The organism is Bacillus sp. CGMCC 1.16607 (assembly GCF_042683745.1).
Classification (GTDB): domain Bacteria; phylum Bacillota; class Bacilli; order Bacillales; family Cytobacillaceae; genus Pseudoneobacillus.
In genome coordinates, this window is record NZ_JBHUJX010000036.1 from 16,347 (window position 1) to 36,213 (window position 19,867).

General features: G+C 42.7%; 11 protein-coding genes. 3 read left to right on the forward strand and 8 right to left on the reverse strand.

From position 1 onward, the window contains the following. Nucleotides 1-9: 9 nt before the first annotated feature. The 5 genes from ACFSO7_RS22530 to ACFSO7_RS22550 all read right to left on the reverse strand — a co-directional run bounded on the left by ACFSO7_RS22530 (nt 10) and on the right by ACFSO7_RS22550 (nt 8,190). Entirely contained in the window at nt 10-2,031 is a 2,022-nt protein-coding gene (locus ACFSO7_RS22530) for an S-layer homology domain-containing protein (protein ID WP_377879699.1), read from the reverse strand. Between the two features lie 183 nt (nt 2,032-2,214). Further along, on the reverse strand, nt 2,215-4,128 hold the full coding sequence (locus tag ACFSO7_RS22535) for an S-layer homology domain-containing protein (RefSeq protein ID WP_377879700.1): 1,914 nt from the start codon (nt 4,126-4,128) through the stop codon (nt 2,215-2,217). 346 nt (nt 4,129-4,474) lie between these two features. After that, nucleotides 4,475-5,491, reverse strand: coding sequence for a hypothetical protein (locus tag ACFSO7_RS22540; protein ID WP_377879701.1), 1,017 nt, complete (start codon nt 5,489-5,491; stop codon nt 4,475-4,477). Nucleotides 5,492-5,943: 452 nt separating this feature from the next. Then, complete coding sequence (locus ACFSO7_RS22545) at nt 5,944-6,927, reverse strand: nuclease-related domain-containing protein (RefSeq protein WP_377879702.1); 984 nt, start codon at nt 6,925-6,927, stop codon at nt 5,944-5,946. A gap of 327 nt (nt 6,928-7,254) precedes the next feature. Continuing rightward, nucleotides 7,255-8,190 carry a C40 family peptidase gene (locus ACFSO7_RS22550; protein WP_377879703.1) on the reverse strand — a complete coding sequence of 312 codons (936 nt, stop codon included), beginning with the start codon at nt 8,188-8,190 and terminating at the stop codon, nt 7,255-7,257. A 492-nt stretch (nt 8,191-8,682) separates the two neighbouring features. Here ACFSO7_RS22550 and csaB point away from each other — a divergent pair, with 492 nt between their 5' ends. The 3 genes from csaB (at nt 8,683) to murJ (ending at nt 13,307) form a co-directional block, all read left to right on the forward strand. Beyond that, nucleotides 8,683-9,792 (forward strand): polysaccharide pyruvyl transferase CsaB, encoded by a 1,110-nt coding sequence (gene csaB, locus ACFSO7_RS22555; protein WP_377879704.1) that lies wholly within the window; start codon nt 8,683-8,685, stop codon nt 9,790-9,792. Between the two features lie 724 nt (nt 9,793-10,516). After that, complete coding sequence (locus ACFSO7_RS22560) at nt 10,517-11,689, forward strand: glycosyltransferase family 4 protein (protein WP_377879705.1); 1,173 nt, start codon at nt 10,517-10,519, stop codon at nt 11,687-11,689. An 85-nt stretch (nt 11,690-11,774) separates the two neighbouring features. Continuing rightward, nucleotides 11,775-13,307 carry a murein biosynthesis integral membrane protein MurJ gene (gene murJ / locus ACFSO7_RS22565; RefSeq protein WP_377879706.1) on the forward strand — a complete coding sequence of 511 codons (1,533 nt, stop codon included), beginning with the start codon at nt 11,775-11,777 and terminating at the stop codon, nt 13,305-13,307. Nucleotides 13,308-13,352: 45 nt separating this feature from the next. Here the strand turns inward: murJ and ACFSO7_RS22570 are convergent, their stop codons facing one another. The 3 genes from ACFSO7_RS22570 to ACFSO7_RS22580 form a co-directional block, all read right to left on the reverse strand. Continuing rightward, complete coding sequence (locus ACFSO7_RS22570) at nt 13,353-14,972, reverse strand: S8 family peptidase (protein ID WP_377879707.1); 1,620 nt, start codon at nt 14,970-14,972, stop codon at nt 13,353-13,355. Nucleotides 14,973-15,567: 595 nt separating this feature from the next. After that, nucleotides 15,568-16,959, reverse strand: coding sequence for an N-acetylmuramoyl-L-alanine amidase (locus ACFSO7_RS22575; protein ID WP_377879708.1), 1,392 nt, complete (start codon nt 16,957-16,959; stop codon nt 15,568-15,570). A gap of 317 nt (nt 16,960-17,276) precedes the next feature. Beyond that, on the reverse strand, nt 17,277-19,457 hold the full coding sequence (locus tag ACFSO7_RS22580; RefSeq protein WP_377879709.1) for a 5'-nucleotidase C-terminal domain-containing protein: 2,181 nt from the start codon (nt 19,455-19,457) through the stop codon (nt 17,277-17,279). Between the last annotated feature and the right edge of the window lie 410 nt (nt 19,458-19,867).

Sequence of the window (19,867 nt, forward strand, 5' to 3'; positions counted from 1 at the left end):
CAAGTGCGCTTATTTCGCTACAATCAGTTCGTCCACAAACGGCGAGTAAATATAAGCCTCGTCGTATGTGTGTGAGTCGGATAGTACTTTGTACCAGATGGATCCATCTGGTTGGGTAACGGAGTCGATGATAGCGACTGGGTTACCTGAGTTTTTGTAGGTAAATAATAAGTTTGATTTATCAACTGAATCAGGTGTTGTGCGAACGTTTAGGCTAGCTGTGTTGGTTGTTCCGATTCGGTATGTTCCGAAATCCTTTACGCCTAAATATTTGTCGGCACGGTACATGTGGCCGGAAATTTTTTGGCCCCAGTATGGGTCGGATGCGTATTTCATGTTGAAGCCTAAGCTTTTGTTTCCTGTGACGCCGCCATTGAAAAAGCCACCTTGTGGATTGATGTAGTTTTTATTCAAATAGCGATTTGCCAGGGCATCGATACAAGCCATAGGCGAAATGAAATTTTCTGCTGCATCTTCGTTGCTGTCGTATGCTTTAATGCCAAACAGATTGTTACGGTCTTGCGCGTATTTGCTCATTCCGAAGTCACTTTCGTGCATGGCCATTGCTAAGATCAACAATGCATTGATTTTGTGCTTTGCTTCTGCTTCTTTTACGACTGCGCCTAAGCCGACAATTTTGCTTTTTGTTGTCGCGTCTTTGTAACGTGCAAATGTCGTCGGATTACTTGTATATAATCCTTGCTTCTCAGCCAAAATATAATTAATGTATTGATCTAGTTCTTCAGCGGTATAATTTGTTTTTGTACGAGCTGGCAAGTAATTAAAGTATTGCTTCTCTTTTCCTAAAACTTTACCGCCTGCGTCTGCAAATTCCGCTCCGTCCCAACTATAATATTTCTCCCCTGGTACGAAGAAGCTTGGTGCTAGTCCCATTGAATAGGAAACCGAGCTATTCGTTAACGGGTTGTAGATGGAATGAATTAAATCACGTGCGTTATTTGTAGAGTAATAGTTTCGGCCTTTTGCCATGGAAAGCGGCACTAATGTTACTTCGGTTTGCTTCACATATGCTGTCATACCAGCAACATTCACTTTTACGTAGTTTTCGGTCGCATCTAAATATTTCATTTCCTGCTGACCTGTGACGTAAGTGACATTATTTTTTAAACCAGCGTCGCTGTAAATCAGAGTTAAGGCTCGTCCGACATCTGGCTTGGAATAAACAAGTCCGGAAGCCATTTTAACGATTTTCTGGTCTAAAGTGACTACTTGTGTGTTGGTGTTTTTAATTGCATTTTTGGCAGAGTCGAATGAATCGAATGGAGTTGCTTGATAGCTTAAGGCTCCATCTGTTCCGATTGATGCTATTTGATAGCCTTTTGCCCCTGTCCCTGGTTGGTTTGTTTCCGGCTTATCCGTCTCTGGATTTTCCGTACTTGGCGGTGCTTCTTTTATTTTTATAAGCATCCGGTTAATAAAAGCGGCCGCGTGGGCACGTGTTGCTGGTTCCTTTGGCGCAAAACGAAACGTCCCATCGGCGTTCGGGAAACCATTAATGATTTCATCCTTGGCATTTTTAGCTACAGCCATTTTAAATCCGGAATTTATTTCAGTCACATCGGAAAAATTCGCTGTCGCATCAGCTCGTTGAATTTGTAAATATTTAAACGCATTGTCCACCATTGCTGCTGCCTGCTCACGCGTAATTTGATCATTCGGACCAAACTTCGTTGCCGAGTAGCCATTGATGATTCCCACTGCTGTTGCACTGTAAATTCCCTTTGCTAGTTTGGAATTAACATTTACATCATTGAAAACAGGTGGTCCGTCAGGAAGTTTAAGTGCCCGTGTGATGAACGTGGCAAATTGGCCCCTTGTTACATTAACGTTTGGTTCATATACACCAGGCGCTGTTCCATTTAGGATGCCCTGCTCAATCGCGGCTCTCATTTCTGTCTCTAGTTTGATTCCTGTAATGTCGTCACTTTGCGCAAATGCGGTTGTATGGGGTAATGCTAAGGCACCGCTTAACATAAGTGAACAAACGAGCATATTGACTTTTTTCTTCATTTTTTTCCCCCTAGTAGATTCATTGTCGAAAACGTTACTCTTATTCTAGCAGATTTCGACACTAGAAAAAAATAGGTAGATTATTGTATTTCCTAGATTTTTGGAAGAAATGGTGGATTTCGGGGAAAATTAGTAGTTTTGGACTAAAAAAAGAGCTAACCTACCAAGGTTAGCTCTCCATTCCTATTTTGCCACTGTCAATTCCGTCAACACATCCGACCGGATATATGCTTTTTCAAACTTTTTCACATCGGAAACGACTTCATACCAGTCGTAGCCGTCACTATGTTTGACTGTTGCTTTAATCGTGACAGGTGATCCTGCGTTATTATATTCGAATTGCAAGGTTGAATTGGTTCCGACGTTGACGCGAACGTTCACGCTTTCGACCTTCGTTTCAAAGATGCGGTATTTGCCGATTTCTTTGCCACCTAGGAATTTATCAACTCTGTACATGTGACCAGCAATTTTTTGCCCCCAGAACGGGTCGGATGCGTATTTCACGTTGAAGCCGGCACTTTTGTTGCCAAGTATCGCGCCATAATAATAACCACTTTGCGGCTCGATGTAATTTTTATTTAAAAAATTCGTTGCCAGTGCTTCAATGCTTTTTTCAACAGTTGTGAAGGTTTGCGCCTGACCAGGATTATAGTCTACCGCAGATAAACCGAACAGATTGTTTTTCTGTTGAGCGTTTTGGCTCATGCCATAATCGCTTTCGTGCATGGCAATGCTGAGAATCAGTAACGCGTTAATTCCATATTGCGTTTCCGCTTCCTTCACGGAAGTACCTAAGCCGTAAATTTTACTGCGCTTTGTTGCGTCTTTATAACGCGCATTGGCTGTAGGATTTTCTTTGTACTTATTTTCTACTTCTATTAATCTCTGATTAATATATTTATTGAGATCATCAGCCGAATACGTTGTTGTCGAGCGAGCTGATAAATAGTTGAAATACTGATATGCTTTCCCTACCGATTTCCCCGCTTTGTTAAAAAATTCGACCCCATCCAGACTATGGTAAACTTCCCCTTGAGTTAAAAAGGATGGCGCTTTTCCGATTGGATAGACATCATAATTTTTGGACGCTGGTTTGTAAACATAGTGATTCAGTTCGCCCGCTTCATTCTTGTAGTAGTTGCGGCCATCTACAAGCTGGATCGGTACGAGCGTCACTTCATTTGGTTTGGCGTACGCTGTTGTATTTGCAATCTGCACTTTCACATATTGATCAGTGGCATCGAGATATTTCATTTCCTGATTGCCATCGAGCGACAGGTTTTTATCGCTTTTTGAAAAATTCTCCGCCGCATATAGTGTGATCGCGGACGCATTGGATCGCACGAGTCCTTCTTTCATATACACGAATTTCCCTTGCTTCATGATGACTTGATTGTTATTGGAAATCGCTGCTTTAGCCGTATTGAAGCTATCATAAGGCGCTTCAACCTTCACCAATTTCCCATCTTCAATCGTTCCAATTTTATACGCCGTATCATTTGCTTCCATGATTTTCAGCATTCTCTCCATGAAAGCAGCTGCTTCGGCACGGGAGACTGTTTTTTTCGGAAGGAAGCGTCCGTCTGGAAGCCCCTGAATAATATTGTCTTTCGCATTTCGGGCAATTGCTGCTTTAAAATTCGGGTCGATGTCCGCAGCGTCAGTAAAATTCAGGTCGGCATCTGTGCGCTCCATGCCTTTATATTCCATTGCACGGTCGATCATGTCAGCAGCCTGTTCTCTTGTCACGACTTCATTCGGTGCAAAGGTCGTTTTTGTGCGGCCTGTGACGATTCCAGCTGCATTGGCACTATTGATTCCTGCAGCTAAACTAGATGTTGCTGCAACGTCAGTAAACACAGCTGGGCCTGGGGGTAAATTTAGGGCACGCGTGAGAAACGTGGCAAACTGGCCCCTTGTTACCGTATTGTTTGGATCATAGTGACCCGGACTGACCCCTTGCATGACACCGCGCTCAATCATCGCGCGCATTTCGGGCTCGAGCTTGATTCCAGTAATGTCGTCCTTGGCATAAGCAGTTGGTGCAAATGCCAGCAGGAGTAGTAAGGTAAGGAATAGATTTATCTTTTTTCTCATATTGTCCTCCTTCTGTCGAATTCCTATCTATTATTCTAGCATATCGCCCATTTTACTGGAAATCATACGTTAGTAGGATGATAGGTATGCTTTTTTAGTATTTAGCGACCTTTTTTTGGAGTAAAGCGGTATTGTTGGGTGGAGATGGTGAGTTGGTCGGACAGGTTTTGGCTAATAGCGGTTTGTTTTGATAACAGATGGTCGGTTATCGGACAGAAAGTAGCGCCTATCGGATAAAAGGTCGCAGCTATCGGACAGATCGCGGCGCCTATCGGACATTTTAGGCGTTCTATCGGACAAGTTCACAGCTCTATCGGACTTTGTCACAAATTCAACTGTACGCACGCTATTTATTAGGAATTCTTTCAATCGTATGTCCCCCCGTCTCAAGGTCCAACTCGACTAAATAAAGGAATTCTCTCGATTGTCCTAGGTCGAGTATTTTAAAATTATAAGAGTTGTCTAGATCGATATAGAAATCCATGATAACTGGCTCGATAAATTCTGTTTGGGTGCGGATCCAATTAGTAATGATTGGATTTTCCTCGTTTGTTAGCCGTTCGAGTCCGTAAAGAGTCGACTTCAAAGGAAAACCTCCCTCTGCTTTGCCAGAATAGTAGGCTTTTACAAAGGTACCGACTTTAAAATCTTGTTGTGTCAGCTTTTGCTGATTTTGATTTTGAAAATAGATAGATGAATCGAAAGTGAAATCGATTCGATTAATCCGCAAACCATTTGGAAGGATCTTTGTAATGTATCCTGCGTAGGTGGCGTCTCGACGATTTTCCGCCATTTTCTCCTGCTGTTCTTTGATTTTTTTAGCTTCCTCATTTTCGATTTCGATAACCTTCATCTCCATCGTTTTCAAGTTTACGGTGGCCTCGTATTTTTTTCCATGAATGGCCCATTCATAAAAACGAATGGTCAGTTGGTCACCATTTAGTTGGTGGAAATGCAGGTCGATGATGTCACCCATTTGTTGATTATTGAGGATGTAACGGATACCCTTACTGATTTCCGTGCTTCGGCTGTCATCATGCAATGTTATTTTCACTGCTCCCCCTTGCGCTGGAAAGGATTCCATGACATAACCCTTATCCTTTAGGGTGATGATGTCACCAGGTTTTAGATCCCCCGTTGTAATACGCTTCCCTGTGGTCGATTTCAGTTTCGTTTGGTTGCTAATTTTATAGAAAGTGGCACCGACAAGAATCCGGTCCTCATCCACCGATTGGATGATCCTTGCATTCTCTGGAATCGATGAATTAGTGATTTTCCTATCTGAGATCGATGTATTTGATGAGCCGCAGCCTTGAAGCGTAAGTATTAGTGCGAAGAAAATTAAAATCCCCCAAAGTTTCATGTTATACACACCTCTTTAGTTAGTTGACGATAGGTAGGGTGGAATTGTTTCATTTTATATGGCGGGAAAATTGGCCAGTTTTTGGTGGTGGTTTTTCGAAAAGTGAAGCGTATTACGTGCATTTATCTTATTAATGAAGTATATACACCTTTTTAGCGACCCTTTTTGGGATAAAAGCAAATTTCTGTGGTGATATATTTGGGCTTTTGAACTGTGTTTGCTTTCTATCGGACAAATAGTGTCGGCTATCGGACAAATATCGGCGCCTATCGGACAGTTTCGGCGTTCTATCGGACAAGTTTACAATTCTATCGGACTTTGTCACAAATTTGAGGGTTTGATCAGATCTGGCAAGCACATTAAAGGTATTGAACTTTACTAAGTTTATCAGGCAGCATACCAAGGCAATATAACCATACAAAGTTTATCAAGCAAAATATAAGGCAATCGAACTACAACCCCAGAATGTCCACCCCATTAGCATGATAAACCCGCCATCTCTTGTCTCCAAAAAAAGGTAGCTTTAATGAAATTAAGATCCTCTGGGCCGCCTTTTCGTTTGGGAGGTGGAGGAATTGTCGGAGTTCTATATTGGTTATCGTTGGTTTGATGAGAAGAAAGTAATCGTGAATGGCTTGTATGTGGGCAACTTCCGATTGTGTACGACAAATCGGGCAAATCCAAGTTCCTCTATAGTAACTCATAGGAATTTTGAAACAATTTGGACACTGGGCTCCGGTAAGAATATCGCTACTAGTTATGTTGTATTGGGCTAGGATTGAACTTGCCGTGTGAGGGGTGTGTTTTTTTAAAAGGAGACGAGTGAGTTTCCCAATGGTTTTCGGGCAGTATTTTTCTTCTTGGAATTGTTTCTCCAATTGGTTCACTCGGTTGAACAGATCACCGGGTTTGCATACTTTCTCGTAGATTTTTTCGTTTCCCGGTGCGGTGGTTAGGAGACAATTTTTATTTGTAAAAGCGACGAGAGGCACGATTGGGATGCTTGGAAAACGGTGGGTTTGCAGCCATTTTCGGAGCTCCCATTGCTGCCGTTCCACTTGTAATACGGGGTCTGGCCATACTTTTTTATAATCCGGTTTTTCTTGAATCATTTGGTTAAAATCTGAATCTAAATAAATGGTACCTGTATGATTTTTTGCCTCGATCGGGAGAATAAAGTTTGGGGAAATGACAAGAGAGTCGATTTGGAAGAAGCGCTGCCCGTTTGGTAGGCGAAGTCCGTGCAGAATTTGATACCTTTTTTCAGATAATGGCTCTAGATAGTAGTCTAAACTTTGTTCTCCTTTATGTCCTGAAATTTCCGCCGCTAAATCGTCTTTAATGATACCTATTTTAGGATGATGCGGGATGATTCTCCTTGATAAAGCTTCACAAACGATCATTTTTGTTGCCCGCGGATGTTTATTGATGATCATTTTTATCCCTCCAATTGTTTGATTTGGATTATTTCTTTAAAAAGCTCATCGTCTCCTTCAAAAATGGCATATTTTTTTAAAAAATAAACGTCATCTGACACCATTTCGCCTTATTTCGAACGATTGCACCGATCTATCGGACAGAAAGTGTCGGCTATCGGACAAATCTCGGCGCCTATCGGACACTTTAGGCGTTCTATGGGACAAGTTCACAATTCTATCGGACTTTGTCACAGATTTGAGAGTTTGATCAGACCATATTGGGCTAATCGGGCAATTGTTTAATGCAAACAAAAAAGACTAGGTTTCCCCTAGTCTCTCACATCATTATTTTAAATTAATAGAATTATAGATTGCCGCTGAGAATACAGCGCGTGTCGCTTTGCTTGTTGCTTGGAAGCGATCGCCTTTGAAGATGCCTGTTTTGTCGATATTATGCATAACAATCGTTGCATCGTAGTACCAAGTTCCAGGAGCAATGTCTGTGTAGATTTCGCTAGCCTTTGTATATTGGTCGTTCGATAGCTTGAATGCTCTAGCAACGATAACAGCCATTTCGGCACGAGTCATGAAATCTTCAGGAGCAAAGGTATCAGCTGATTTCCCATTAATAATCCCTAATTCTTTCATCGCTGCAATGTCTTTTGCAAAAGAGTGAGTCGCTGGTACGTCAGCAAAAGATTCTAAATTCGTTGGTTCATATTTTAATACTCGGTTCACGATTGCTGCTGCTTGTCCGCGAGTAACAGGGTTTTCTGGTTCGAATGTGTTGTTAGCAAGCCCTTTAATGATGTTTTGGCTGCTTAGTTGGTCAATCGCCTCGTATGCTGGGTGATCGACTGGAAGATCTTTAAATATGCCTACTTTTACTTCTAAAACGCGCTTTGCACCAACATATTTTGGTCCCCAGTAGCTGTCGCTTAAGGAGTCAATTTTGATTCCGCGGCTTGAAGTTGCGCTGATAAATTTATTGTCGCCAACGTACATACCTGCGTGTGTAATTCCTGATTTACCGAAAAATACTAAGTCACCTGGCTCTAGATCTGCTTTTGATACCGCTTGTCCAATCTGATATTGGTCAGCTGATCTTCTTGGCAGGTCGATGCCCGCTTTACCAAAAACGTAGACTAAGAATCCCGAACAATCAAATCCACTTGGAGTTGTTCCTCCATATTGGTATTTTACCCCTAATAAATCTTTAGCGGTTGCGATTATTTCCTCTTGTTGTGATGCTGCTTGCGCTGATGTAAATGGTAAAATCATCACCATCAAAGTTGTTATTAAGAGACTCGAGATTGCCTTTTTCATACGTCACCTCTATGTAGAATTTTATTCATCTATCACGAACGGAATCGAAATATGAAACTTACAAGATTTATATTATCAGAAAATTCGCCAATGTTATTTTACGTTTATATTACAAAAAGTTTACGAGAGGTAACAAAGCGGCGGTGAAATTTGTCGAAGAGTAGATTGATAGATTTGCTAATGGATGGAGAAAGCTATATGTAGCTTAGGTTTAGATGAGGAAAAGCGTAACAAATGTGACCATGTAATGTTTGTCATATTGGTAACAAATATATCCTGAGTTTCCAACACATATTGTCGTTTCCACCCATTTTTCTCAATCAATGTCGAAGTTTGCTTAGTTGTACATTGAATGGTTGGGTCGATAATGATAAAATGTTTGGTGGTGCGACACAGCTGTGGGCACCTTATTTTATACCTTTGATTTTTTAAGGAGGAGCTTTTTTCTTGAAAATAGTCATTTCCGGATTCTATGGCCTCGGCAATACTGGTGACGAAGCGATTTTGGAATCCATTGTTGATAATTTACGTGATCATCTAGACAAACCAGATATAACGGTGTTTTCCCTATCACCGGAGCTAACGGCAAAGGACCATAATGTAAAATCCGTGTACCGCGGTTGGCGCCATGATTTTAAAGGGAAGGTTCGTGCTTTAAAGGAAGCCGATTTGCTCGTGAGCGGTGGCGGCGGTTTGCTGCAGGATACGTACCCAACCCGCTTTATTTTCGGTCCACTTCCGTACTATTTATTGATTGTCTTCCTAGCGAAGCTTTGCGGGACGAAGGTCATGTTCTTCTCACAAGGGATTGGACCAGTGACCTCTACATGGGGAAAAATATTAATGAAGATTTTCGCTAATATGGCCGATTTTATTACTGTCCGCGATCAGTATTCCAAGGATTATTTGGAGAAGCTTGGAGTTACTCGCCCGAAAACAGTCGTAACATCTGACATCGTCTTCGCTTTTAAGAAAAAGCCTGACACCGCTTGTATCGACAGCCTGAACCTAGAGCGACGTGACAATCTCGTTGCCGTTTCGGTTCGTCCTTGGTTTGAAAAAATAAAACAATTTGAGCAGGTCGCACAAATTTTGGACAGCTGGATTGAAGAACGCGGTGTGACACCGATTTTCGTACCAATGGAAGGTCATCACGATGATGAAGCAAGCGAAAAAGTGTTGGCGCATATGAAACATGCCGACAAATGTCAAATTCTCGGCACAAAGTTCACACCGAACCAATATTTGAACTTTATTGGTGAGTGCCAAATGACGATTGGAATGCGCTTGCACGCATTAATCTACTCAACCCTGCTAGGAATTCCCCATATTGGGTTAAGCTATGATAAAAAGGTTGAAAGTCTATTAAAGCGTAGCGGCATGTGGGAATTTTCTGCGGTGCTAGAAGAGATGGAAGTAGACACACTAACGCAAAATGGCTTCGAATTGCTCGACAATCGTGCCAAATACAGCGAAAACATCAAAAAGAATGCGGAAGGCATGCGAAAAAAAGCCGTTCGCAACGTGGATTTGTTGAAAGAGAACTTTTTGCGCTAGGAGCGTTGATGAGTCTTAGCAGGTGGCTACTTAGTTTTTCAGCCGAAACTTGTTTTTCCGTTTAGGCTTGCTTTTTATAGGGGGCTAAAACTAGTTTATCGGATAAATTTGACTAACTTTTGGCCGCTAGACTTATCTATTGGACAAATTCGAGCCACTTTTTGGCCGCTGGACTTGTCTATCAGACAAATTCGAGCCACTTTTTGGTCACTGAACTTATCTATCGGACAAATTCGAGCCACTTTTTGGCCGCTGGACTTGTCTATCAGACAAATTCGAGCCACTTTTTGGTCACTGAACTTATCTATCGGACAAATTCGAGCCACTTTTTGGTCACTGAACTTATCTATCGGACAAATTTGAGCCACTTTTTGGCCGCTGGACTTGTCTATCAGACAAATTCGAGCCACTTTTTGGTCACTGAACTTATCTATCGGACAAATTCGAGCCACTTTTTGGCCGCTGGACTTGTCTATCAGACAAATTCAGCCGCCTATCGGACTCTAAACCTAGTCTATCGGACATTTATCACGTTCTATCGGACAAGTTCACAAGTCTATCGGACTTTGTCACAATTTGTTCGCTTTTTATGTAAAAATAAACCATTAGGTCCGCGCTTGCTTTAAAGTTCACTCACACTGAACCCGGCAAGCTGGCCAATTTTTCAAAAAAAAAAGGCTTTCACCGAGTGGAAGCCTTTATACATACTAAAGGAGGGGTCAAGATGAAGATCTTGATTGCGACCGCTTATGATTATCCGCATGCGGGTGGGTTATCTGTACATGTGGCGACGTTGAAGGCTGGGCTTGAGGAGCGCGGCCATGAGGTGGATGTGCTTTCGTTTACGGATGTGCCGCCTGTGGTGCGAAAGGTGTATGCGCAGGGGCCGAGTTTTGTGATTCAGAAGTTGAAGAAGGGGCAAGGGATTCTGTGGAGTCACCATGTCCGCAAGCGTTTGTTAAAGTCTCTTATTGAAAAGAATAAGCATAAAAATTACGACATTATTAATGCGCAGGATCCGTTTACAACGCTTGCAGCGCTTGAGACTGGAATCCCGACGGTGTCGACGGTTCATGGGTATATGGCGTTTGAAGCGGTGAGTAAGGGCTCGGTGATCGAGAATAGTCCTGAGGCGAAGGCGATGCAGGATATTGAGGTTCGTGCTTATCAAGGGACGCGGAAGATTGTGACGGTTGATACGCGTTTGAAGGAATATGTGAAGGAAATGTCGGGGATTGACGGGATTGCGATTCGTAATTTCATCGATATTAACAGTTTTAAGCCTGAAAAGGACAAAAAAGATGCCCTTCGCGAAAAATATGGAATCAATAAGGACGATAAAGTGTTCTTCTGTCCGCGACGTTTGACGAAAAAGAATGGTGTTATTTATCCGGCGTTAGCGCTACCAGCCGTTCTTGCCAAGCATCCGAATGCGAAGTTGATTTATGCGGGAAGTGGCGAAGCATTATCTGAGATTAAAAAAATCATTGAGGAAAATGGTTTGGAGAAAAATGTGGAGCTGCTCGGTGCAGTGCCTCATGAAAAAGTAAGAGATTATTATAACCTATGTGACGTTGTATTAGTGCCGAGTGTGTATTCCGCTGGGGTTGAGGAAGCGACGTCGATTTCGGCTTTAGAGGCGATGGGATCTGGTTCCCCACTGATTGCTTGTGCGGTCGGCGGATTGAAGGAGATCGTCGATCCAGAGAAGGACGGCTTATTAGTAGAAGAGAAAAATGTGGAGCAATTGTCTGATGCGATGAATTTCTTGCTAGACAACCCTGAGAGAGGCGAAGAAATGGCTGCTGCTGCCCGTGCGAAAATCGAGGCAGAATACTCCCATTTAGCCGCAGCAAAAAAATACGAAGAAATTTACTTAAGCGCTTTAGGACGTTAACGTGGCGGGGGTCAGTCCCCCAGCGCGTTAAAGCGATGGGGGACTGACCCCCGGTGCTTTAAAGTGGTAAAGGATGAAGTGGTTTATGGCTAGTTTGAAGAAGACGGCGATTTGGATTACGCTCTTGGCGATTGTGTTGAAGCTTTCGGGTTTTTTGCGGGAGAGTGTGATGGCGAGGCAGTTTGGTGCGAATGATCTGACTGACGGCTATAACTTGGCTTTTCCGTTTATTACTTTAGTTTTAGCGATGATTTCCGGTGGCTTTAACAACGTCTTTTTACCTATGTATGTCAAAAATCGAAAAGATTCACCGAAGGAAACGGAACGAAATGCCAATGGGGTCATGAATGCGACTGTTCTCCTATTCATTGTTGTTTCTCTCTTAGGCTATTTTTTCGCAGGCGACTTAGCAAAATTGATTTATGGAAATATGACGCCGAAGACAGAGGAAATCGCTGTTGACCTGACGCAATTTTTCTTTTTGTTTATGAGTGTCATTGCGTTAAATGGAATTTTAGAATCGTATTTGCAAGGCAGACGCGTATTTGTACCGTCACAAATTTCGAAGCTCGTTGCCACGTTAATGGGTGCCGTTTTCGCCCTGTTTTTCTCCGAACAATGGGGAATTTACAGCTTAGCTTACGGGTTTATTTTCGGAACCTTATTAGGAACGATTATTCAATTCATCTATTTATTTAAAACGGGGTACCGCTGGGAGCCAACCATACGTGTGGAAAAAGCATTCCGCAGCGCCTTTCTTGTTTTACTAGTCCCGTCACTATTAAATTCAGTTGTCGGCCAAATTAATATGTTCGTGAATAAAAGCTTTGCCAGTGGCATTGGTGATGGCGCCGTTACGTATTTGAATAATGCGTCCCTACTCGTCAGCATTCCGCAGGCGATTTACGCAACCACTGTGGCAGCGATTATTTTCACTTTATTATCAGAGCAAGTGGATGACCATAAGAAGTTTCAGCAAACGGTGTTTATGGGGATGCAAATTTCCCTCGTTACCTTAATGCCGATCGCGGTTGGACTCCTACTTGTCGGTGAAGAAGCGATTTCATTTGTTTATGAGCGTGGGAAATATACACCAGAAGATACGCATAATGCCTATTTAGCGCTTCTCTATTATTTGCCGATGATCGTTACCCAAGGGATGCAGTACATCGTGTCAAAATCGATGTATGCCCGCGGTAAGACGGCGATTGTCTTCCGAATTAGTGTCACAACTATTGCCTTGAATTTGATTTTCAACTGGCTGCTCGTCGATCGATTTGGCTACCCGGGTCTTGCGTTAACGAGCTCGCTCGTTTCAGTATATTACTTAGCCGTTTCCACGTTTGTCGTCTATAAAGACTTCGATCGCGAAGAACGGTTCAGACTGGCGAAGTTATTCTTGCGGGTGCTTGTGCCATCTGTCATCATGGCTGTTCCAATCTATTTACTAAAAGCCTTCACACCCATTTCCGAATGGTATTCGTTATGGCAGTTGGCCATCCTCGTTCCACTAGGAGTAATTTTTTACGCTGGCGGCATTTATGTTTTTTACAGAGAAGGATTTACACAGCTACTGCAAATTGTGAGACGGAAAAAAACTACAAAAGCCACTGTATAAATTAAAAATGGTCCAGAGCACATTCAATGCTCTGGACCATTTTTTTCATCTAAACTCCTCTTGACGCGCCTTCGCCAAAAACACAGCATATGTCGCACGATTCATCGTCTCACTAGGCCTAAACGTACCATCCGGATATCCCTCAGTAATCTGCGCTCCTGCCAGCTCAAGAATTTCTTTATAGCCTGCCATCCCGCTTTTCACATCGCTAAAACGTACATCCTTCACATTCGCAAACTCGTATGCCCGCGCTAACAAAATCGCCATTTCCGCACGGGTGACTGGCTGCTCTGGATGGAACGTCCCATCAAGGCGCCCTTTAATGATCCCCAAGTCAGCAGCTGACTCAATGTATCCCGACGCAAAGCTCGCAGCACCAACATCCTTAAAGCGCGAAGGTCGAGCCGTTCCAGACAAATTCAGCGCTCTCCCTAACATCGTCACTGCTTCCGCCCTCGTTACGAGCTGACCAGGCTTAATCTTATTTTCCCCATAGCCATTGATCACTTTTTCCGAATATAAATACGTTAAATAACGATTATACCAAGCTTCATTACTCATGTCGGAAAAATAAGGACCCGCTACATCCACCTCAATCGAAATCTCCACATCACGATTTTCCACACCGTATTCAACGGGATGAACTCTATAAGAAACAGGCCCTTGACCTGCATAATCCACCACCGAAGCGTCCGATGATTTCTCCATAATCAATCGATCAAAGCGATAAAGATTATAAGCTTCATATTTTTCAAGAACAGACTTCAGATTTAGACGAATCGTTCCCTTATCATCAGCTGTATACGTAACTGGCAATTCCTCACTCGAATCCACGGTCGTATCCGCTTGCGCCAACCCTGCACCATAGAAGGAATCCTTTCCAGGCACACCTAAATCCTTCGCATTCATTTCTAGCTTCTTGCGAATTTCAATATTCGAAGCATCTGGATATTTCTCCATATATAGCGCTGCCAAGCCTGCTACATGCGGTGCCGCCATTGACGTACCTCGCATCGTTCCATATCCGCCACCCGAAACCGTACTATAAATCGCGTCCCCAGGTGCAGCCAGCTCCACTTCCTCTCCCGTTGATGAGGTCGGAATTCTGACATTGAACTGATTCGTTGCCGCCACCGCAATGACACTTGGAAACTTCGCCGGATACTGAACCGTATTTCCATAACCTGAAGCTGTCCCGACATTACCAGCAGCCGCAATCACGAGAATGCCGCTCTTATACGCCTTATCGACCATTTGCTTAATGCCATAATCCTCATAAGGTGTCGTCAAACTTAAATTAATAATATCCATCTGATGATCAATCGCCCACTGAATACCCGCCATAATCGTCGTCGACGTCCCAGTCCCTTCATCATCCAACGACTTCACCGCATAAATCTCAGCCTCTGGCGCAATTCCGACAACCCCTATTCCGTTGTCCTGGGCCGCAATAATCCCAGCCACATGCGTCCCGTGACCCTCCTCATCATCATACGAGCGGTCACAAGCACCAATCTCATCAAGGACACACTTTCCGCCCTTCACCGCCAAATCCGGGTGATCCATATCCACACCCGTATCAATCACCGCCACCTTCACCCCTTTACCCGTAAGAGTCGATGGCTCCTTCGCCTGCAAATTCAAATTCGAATGCCCCCACGGCACACTCTGCCCCTGCACTTCCACCTTATTTTCTTTCACTATTTTTTGAAAAAAAGGCAATCGTTTTAGCTCCACCACCTCGTTTGGGCCAGCCTCGACCGTCGCGGCCTTGATCAAGGGGAACTCTTGAATCACCTTTCCACCTAAATCCTCGATCGCCTTCGTGTCCACTTCTTTTTCAAAAAAAACAATATAGCGAGCGGACTTCTCTAAATCACCGCTATCTTGTACAGAATTAGATTCCAAAACAATATGTTCCTGCTCGGTCCCTGATTCCGCCTGTATCGATACCGGCAACATGCCGAAAAATAAACCTAAAATGAGGAGTGCTGATAACCATTTATTCATGCTGAAGTCTCCCTTATAAGAAAAGCGCAAGGCGCCCGCCTATCGGCGACAAGCAAATGCTTCACAGCCATCAAAGTCGTACTTTGAATTTGCATGGCTGTGAACATTTGACCTCGAGCCGATGGCGCCTGGAGCTAGACAATTTTCAAAGTCATAAAACGTTATACATTCTTATCTTTAAAAATAGGAGTCTATAAAAACTAGACTCCTTCATTTTAATAGATATTCATTTTAAAAGGTACTTTAAAATCTATTCCTCACTTGCTAAATTTTGATAATCGTAATATTCTTCGACGTCATACCCTTTCGATTGGTAGTAATCGAGAATTCCGAAATAAATAGCTTCTGCCGCCTTTTTTCGCCATTCTGGAGATTTTAAATACTCATTATCCGTCGCTCGGTCGATGAAACCAAGTTCTACAAGTACAGCTGGCATCGTGTTTTCACGAAGAACATGTAAGTCTCCGTTTTTAATCCCGCGGTCTGGTAGATTCCAAGCCTGAACCATTCGTTCTTGAATGAAGGAAGCTAAAAGACTGCTGTCTTCCCAATTCGGATTTACTGCAGCAGAACGATAGTAAAACGTTTCTGTCCCCGATGCTTTTCCGTTGGAAGCATTGGCGTGAATACTAATGAAGGCATTGGCCTTTGCCGCCTTCGCCATACTCACACGATCTCGTAGTGAAGGGAAAACATCAGTCTCTCGAGTAAGCTTGATTTGAATTGGCGTATTTTTCAACAGTGTTTGTACCTCTAGGGCAGTATCTAAAACAACATTTTTTTCAAGTAAGCCAAATCCGATTGCTCCCGGGTCCGTTCCCCCATGTCCAGGGTCAATCATAACCACTTGGGAGCTTAAGGATTGATCTATTGGTGGGGTAGTTGTGGAACTTTCTACTAAATAATCCCGATGGACAAGTCCTTCCACATGTTCCGCTTTGATATACGTCCAGCTTCCTACGTCATAGGCTGTCTCGACTTTCGTTCCTGGAAGAAGCTCGCCGACCTTTTGAAAGCTAGTCGAAGGTCCTGTTCGAACATTCAGATGGTCACTTGCTTTCACATATCGCTCTCCACTAAAGGTAATATCTGTGATCGAACGTAATTGATAATTGATCGCTCTTGCTAAAAATACAGCAAAGTCGGCACGCTTTATATTTAAGCTATAGCCGAAGTCAGTTGAGGAAATTCCTGAAGCAATTCCTCTTGTCTTCAATTCGTTAGCCGCTTCAATCTCTGTTGCTTGGCCTTCATATCTAAAAGCCCGACTGATAAAAAGAGCCATTTCTCCCCTTTTAATCGGCTGGTTTGGATGAAAGGTGCCCGATTCGGTAATAATATGTTTTTCCACGGCTGACTGGATATAACCTGAAGCAAAGGTATTCATTGGAACATCTGAAAAATCAGTCACTCGCTTCGTTCCGTTTAAGTCGATCGCCCGTCCAAGCATCGCTATCGCTTCCGCCCGTGTCACTTCACGATATGGGTAGAAATTGCTTCCATCCCCTTGGACAATCTTCCCTTCTGTCAAATAAGCAATCTCCTTATACGCACGAAAATCCGTTGCCACATCCCGAAAGGTAACAGCAGCCTCGGATTTCAAACCCGACAACGGAAATAACAACAAAACTATTAAACTCACAAAAAATATTCTCCTCACAACTGCTTGTCCCTCCTACTTTACATTTTTCTACATTGTAGCATTAATCATACGACACGTTCCACCCGAAACCTGTCGAAATTGGAAAATAGGAGATTGGTAGGAAGAAAAGCGCAAGCGCCTTGATCAGCCCCGACAAGCAAATGCCGTCCCAAAGGGGAGGTTTGCTCTTTAACCTCATCTTTGGGGCGCCATTTGACCTCGAGGGGCTAGGCGCTGGAGCTGGACAATTTTCGAAGTCCAAAAAAGTTATATTATTGAAAAAAGGCCAAGAGCGATGCTCTCAACCTTTTTATCTATTATTGTTTTTTGGGTTGTAAAAATAAGCCCACTACTTTTGCTGCTTCGGCACGAGTCGTTGTGTTGCTTGGTTTGAATTGTGTTCCTGCTGCGTCAAAGCCGTTAACAAAGCCAAGTTCCCCAGCAGAAGCGACTGCGTTTTTCATTTCTTCATTTAAGCCACCGATGTCAGTGAAAGTAGTTTCCTTCGCTTTGTATTCCGTTTTGTTCTTTAAATTGTAGGCACGAACTAACATCGTTGCCATTTCTGCACGTGTAATTGGCTTTAATGGTTCAAATGTCGTGTCTGTTTTACCAGATACAATCCCGTTTGCTGCTGCAGCTGCTACTTCTGCTTTTACGGTTGCAGATAGATTACCTAAATCAGTAAATTTACTAGTTTCAGATGTTGTTAATCCTAGAGAACGAACAAGCATGGAAGCAAATTGTGAACGTGATACATTTTTACCTGGAGAGAAGGTTGTTGCACTTGTACCCGTTACAATTTCAAGCTCCTGAAGCTGTTTAATATACTCAGCTGACCACGATCCAGCTTTCACATCCGTAAATGCAGGATACGTTACAGTTACTTCACTAATACGACCTTCTGCTTTATATTCGATAGGCCCTTTTAATGATTTTACATAATCGATAGATGCTTGAAGATCGTCAACGCCCTGTTCAAACTTAAATCCAGCTAATTCGCCAATACGGTATTTCGCGTTTCCGTACATATAGTTGTTTACAACCACCGTGTACTCTTTGCTTTCATCAATTTTCTTACCGTCCGGGAACATGATATCGACAATTTTATTTGTTTTACCATTCCAAGTGTACTTGAAACCTGCGATTTGGAAGTCTAATCCTTTAACTGGGTCAATTTGTGCATTTAAAACGGTTCTTAATTCCGCACCTGTTAAGCTGACTTTGTTAAGTGTGTTTCCAAATGGCTGCACCGTGAATAGGTCACCTAATGTGATCGGCCCTTTGTCGATACCCGCACGTACGCCTCCACCATTCATAAGAGCGAAGTCAGCATTCATAGATGCTTTCATGCCATCAGCAATCATATTTCCAATTCCATGGTCACCGACTGGTCCACGACTCGGATATTTTCCAGTCATCTCAATCGTTGTTTCACCAAAAACTTGCTCTTTAATCGCTTTTACTTCATTTTCATATTTGGTTAAAATCTCTTTAACTGTTGGATCTGCCTCATAAACATTTTGAAAGACTTGATGAACTTTCGCTTCTTTTTTAACAATATCTCCTGTCGCTGGGTCAATTTCTAAATCCACATCAGAAAAAGCCTTTGCATAAGATTGAGCTTGAACAATTAATTTATTGTCGACTACTTTATTCACTTCTACATGGTTATGAGCCGCAAAAATGACGTCCACTGCATCGTCCATTTTTTCTGCCATTGCCCCTGCATCAAATTCGGAATTATTGTTATCTTGCCATGTTGGATTATGAGCTAACACAACGATTGCTTGAATGCCTTTATCCTTTAATTCCTTTGCGTACTTATTAATTGCTTCTACTTCATCGGTAATTTGAAGGTTTTCATTTCCAGTTTGAACGATCATCGATGGAGTTTCTTGAGTCGTTACGCCAATAAAACCAATTTTAGCTCCGCCAATTTCCTTAATCGCATAAGGATCTAAGATTAGCTTTCCAGTCGATTTGTCATACACGTTTGCCGAGATCATTGGGAAATTAATACCGTCATAGTTCTTTGTTCCTTTCGCATGCTCGCCACCTTTAACCATACGAAGTAATTCTGCTATCCCTTCGTCAAACTCATGGTTACCAAGTGTTCCCGCATCGAATCCGATCGCCTCTAAAATTTCAATCGTTGGCTCATCTTGGAAAGAAGCGGAAATCAGCGGGCTTCCTCCAACCATATCCCCGGAATGAACGATTAATGTATTCGGATTTGTTTTTTCAGCTTCTTTTAAATACGCCGCTAAAAATTCAATTCCACCAACTGGCGTTTCCTTTTTTCCATCTTTATCTAAATCGAAAGATTCTTTATAGTCTAGTTGACCATGTAAGTCATTAACACCTAAAAGTTGCACCTTAATATTGTTCGTTTCAGCTTGTACAAATGTAGTACTGAATGGCGCTGCAAAAGCCCCGACTGCAAGCGCAGAAGTCAAAGCCACACTAATTAATTGTTTACGGTATTTACGTAACATTCATTCTACCTCTTTCTTCTAGAAGTTTAGATTTTTTGTCGAACCAAAGACTATTTTAACAGAATATTATTTTAATAGTATAAAAGTACAGAAATTAATAACAAATTTAACGGAAATGAAACTATTTTCCTAGAATGTAAATAGATCTAACAAATTCCAAAGAAAAGCGCAAGCGCCTTGATCAGCCCCGACAAGCAAATGCTTCGCCAGCCGGAAAGTCGTTCTTTGACTTTTTGGCTGGCGAACATTTGACCTCGAGGTCGACAAGGGCTCGGGCGTCCTGTCGCATTGTCGACACTAGTACATCCTGTACGTCGGGGCTAGGACGCTTGCGCTGGAAAATTTTCGAAGTCCGAAAATGTTATACTTTCTTATCTTTTAAAAAAAGAGTAGCGGCAAGACCCACTACT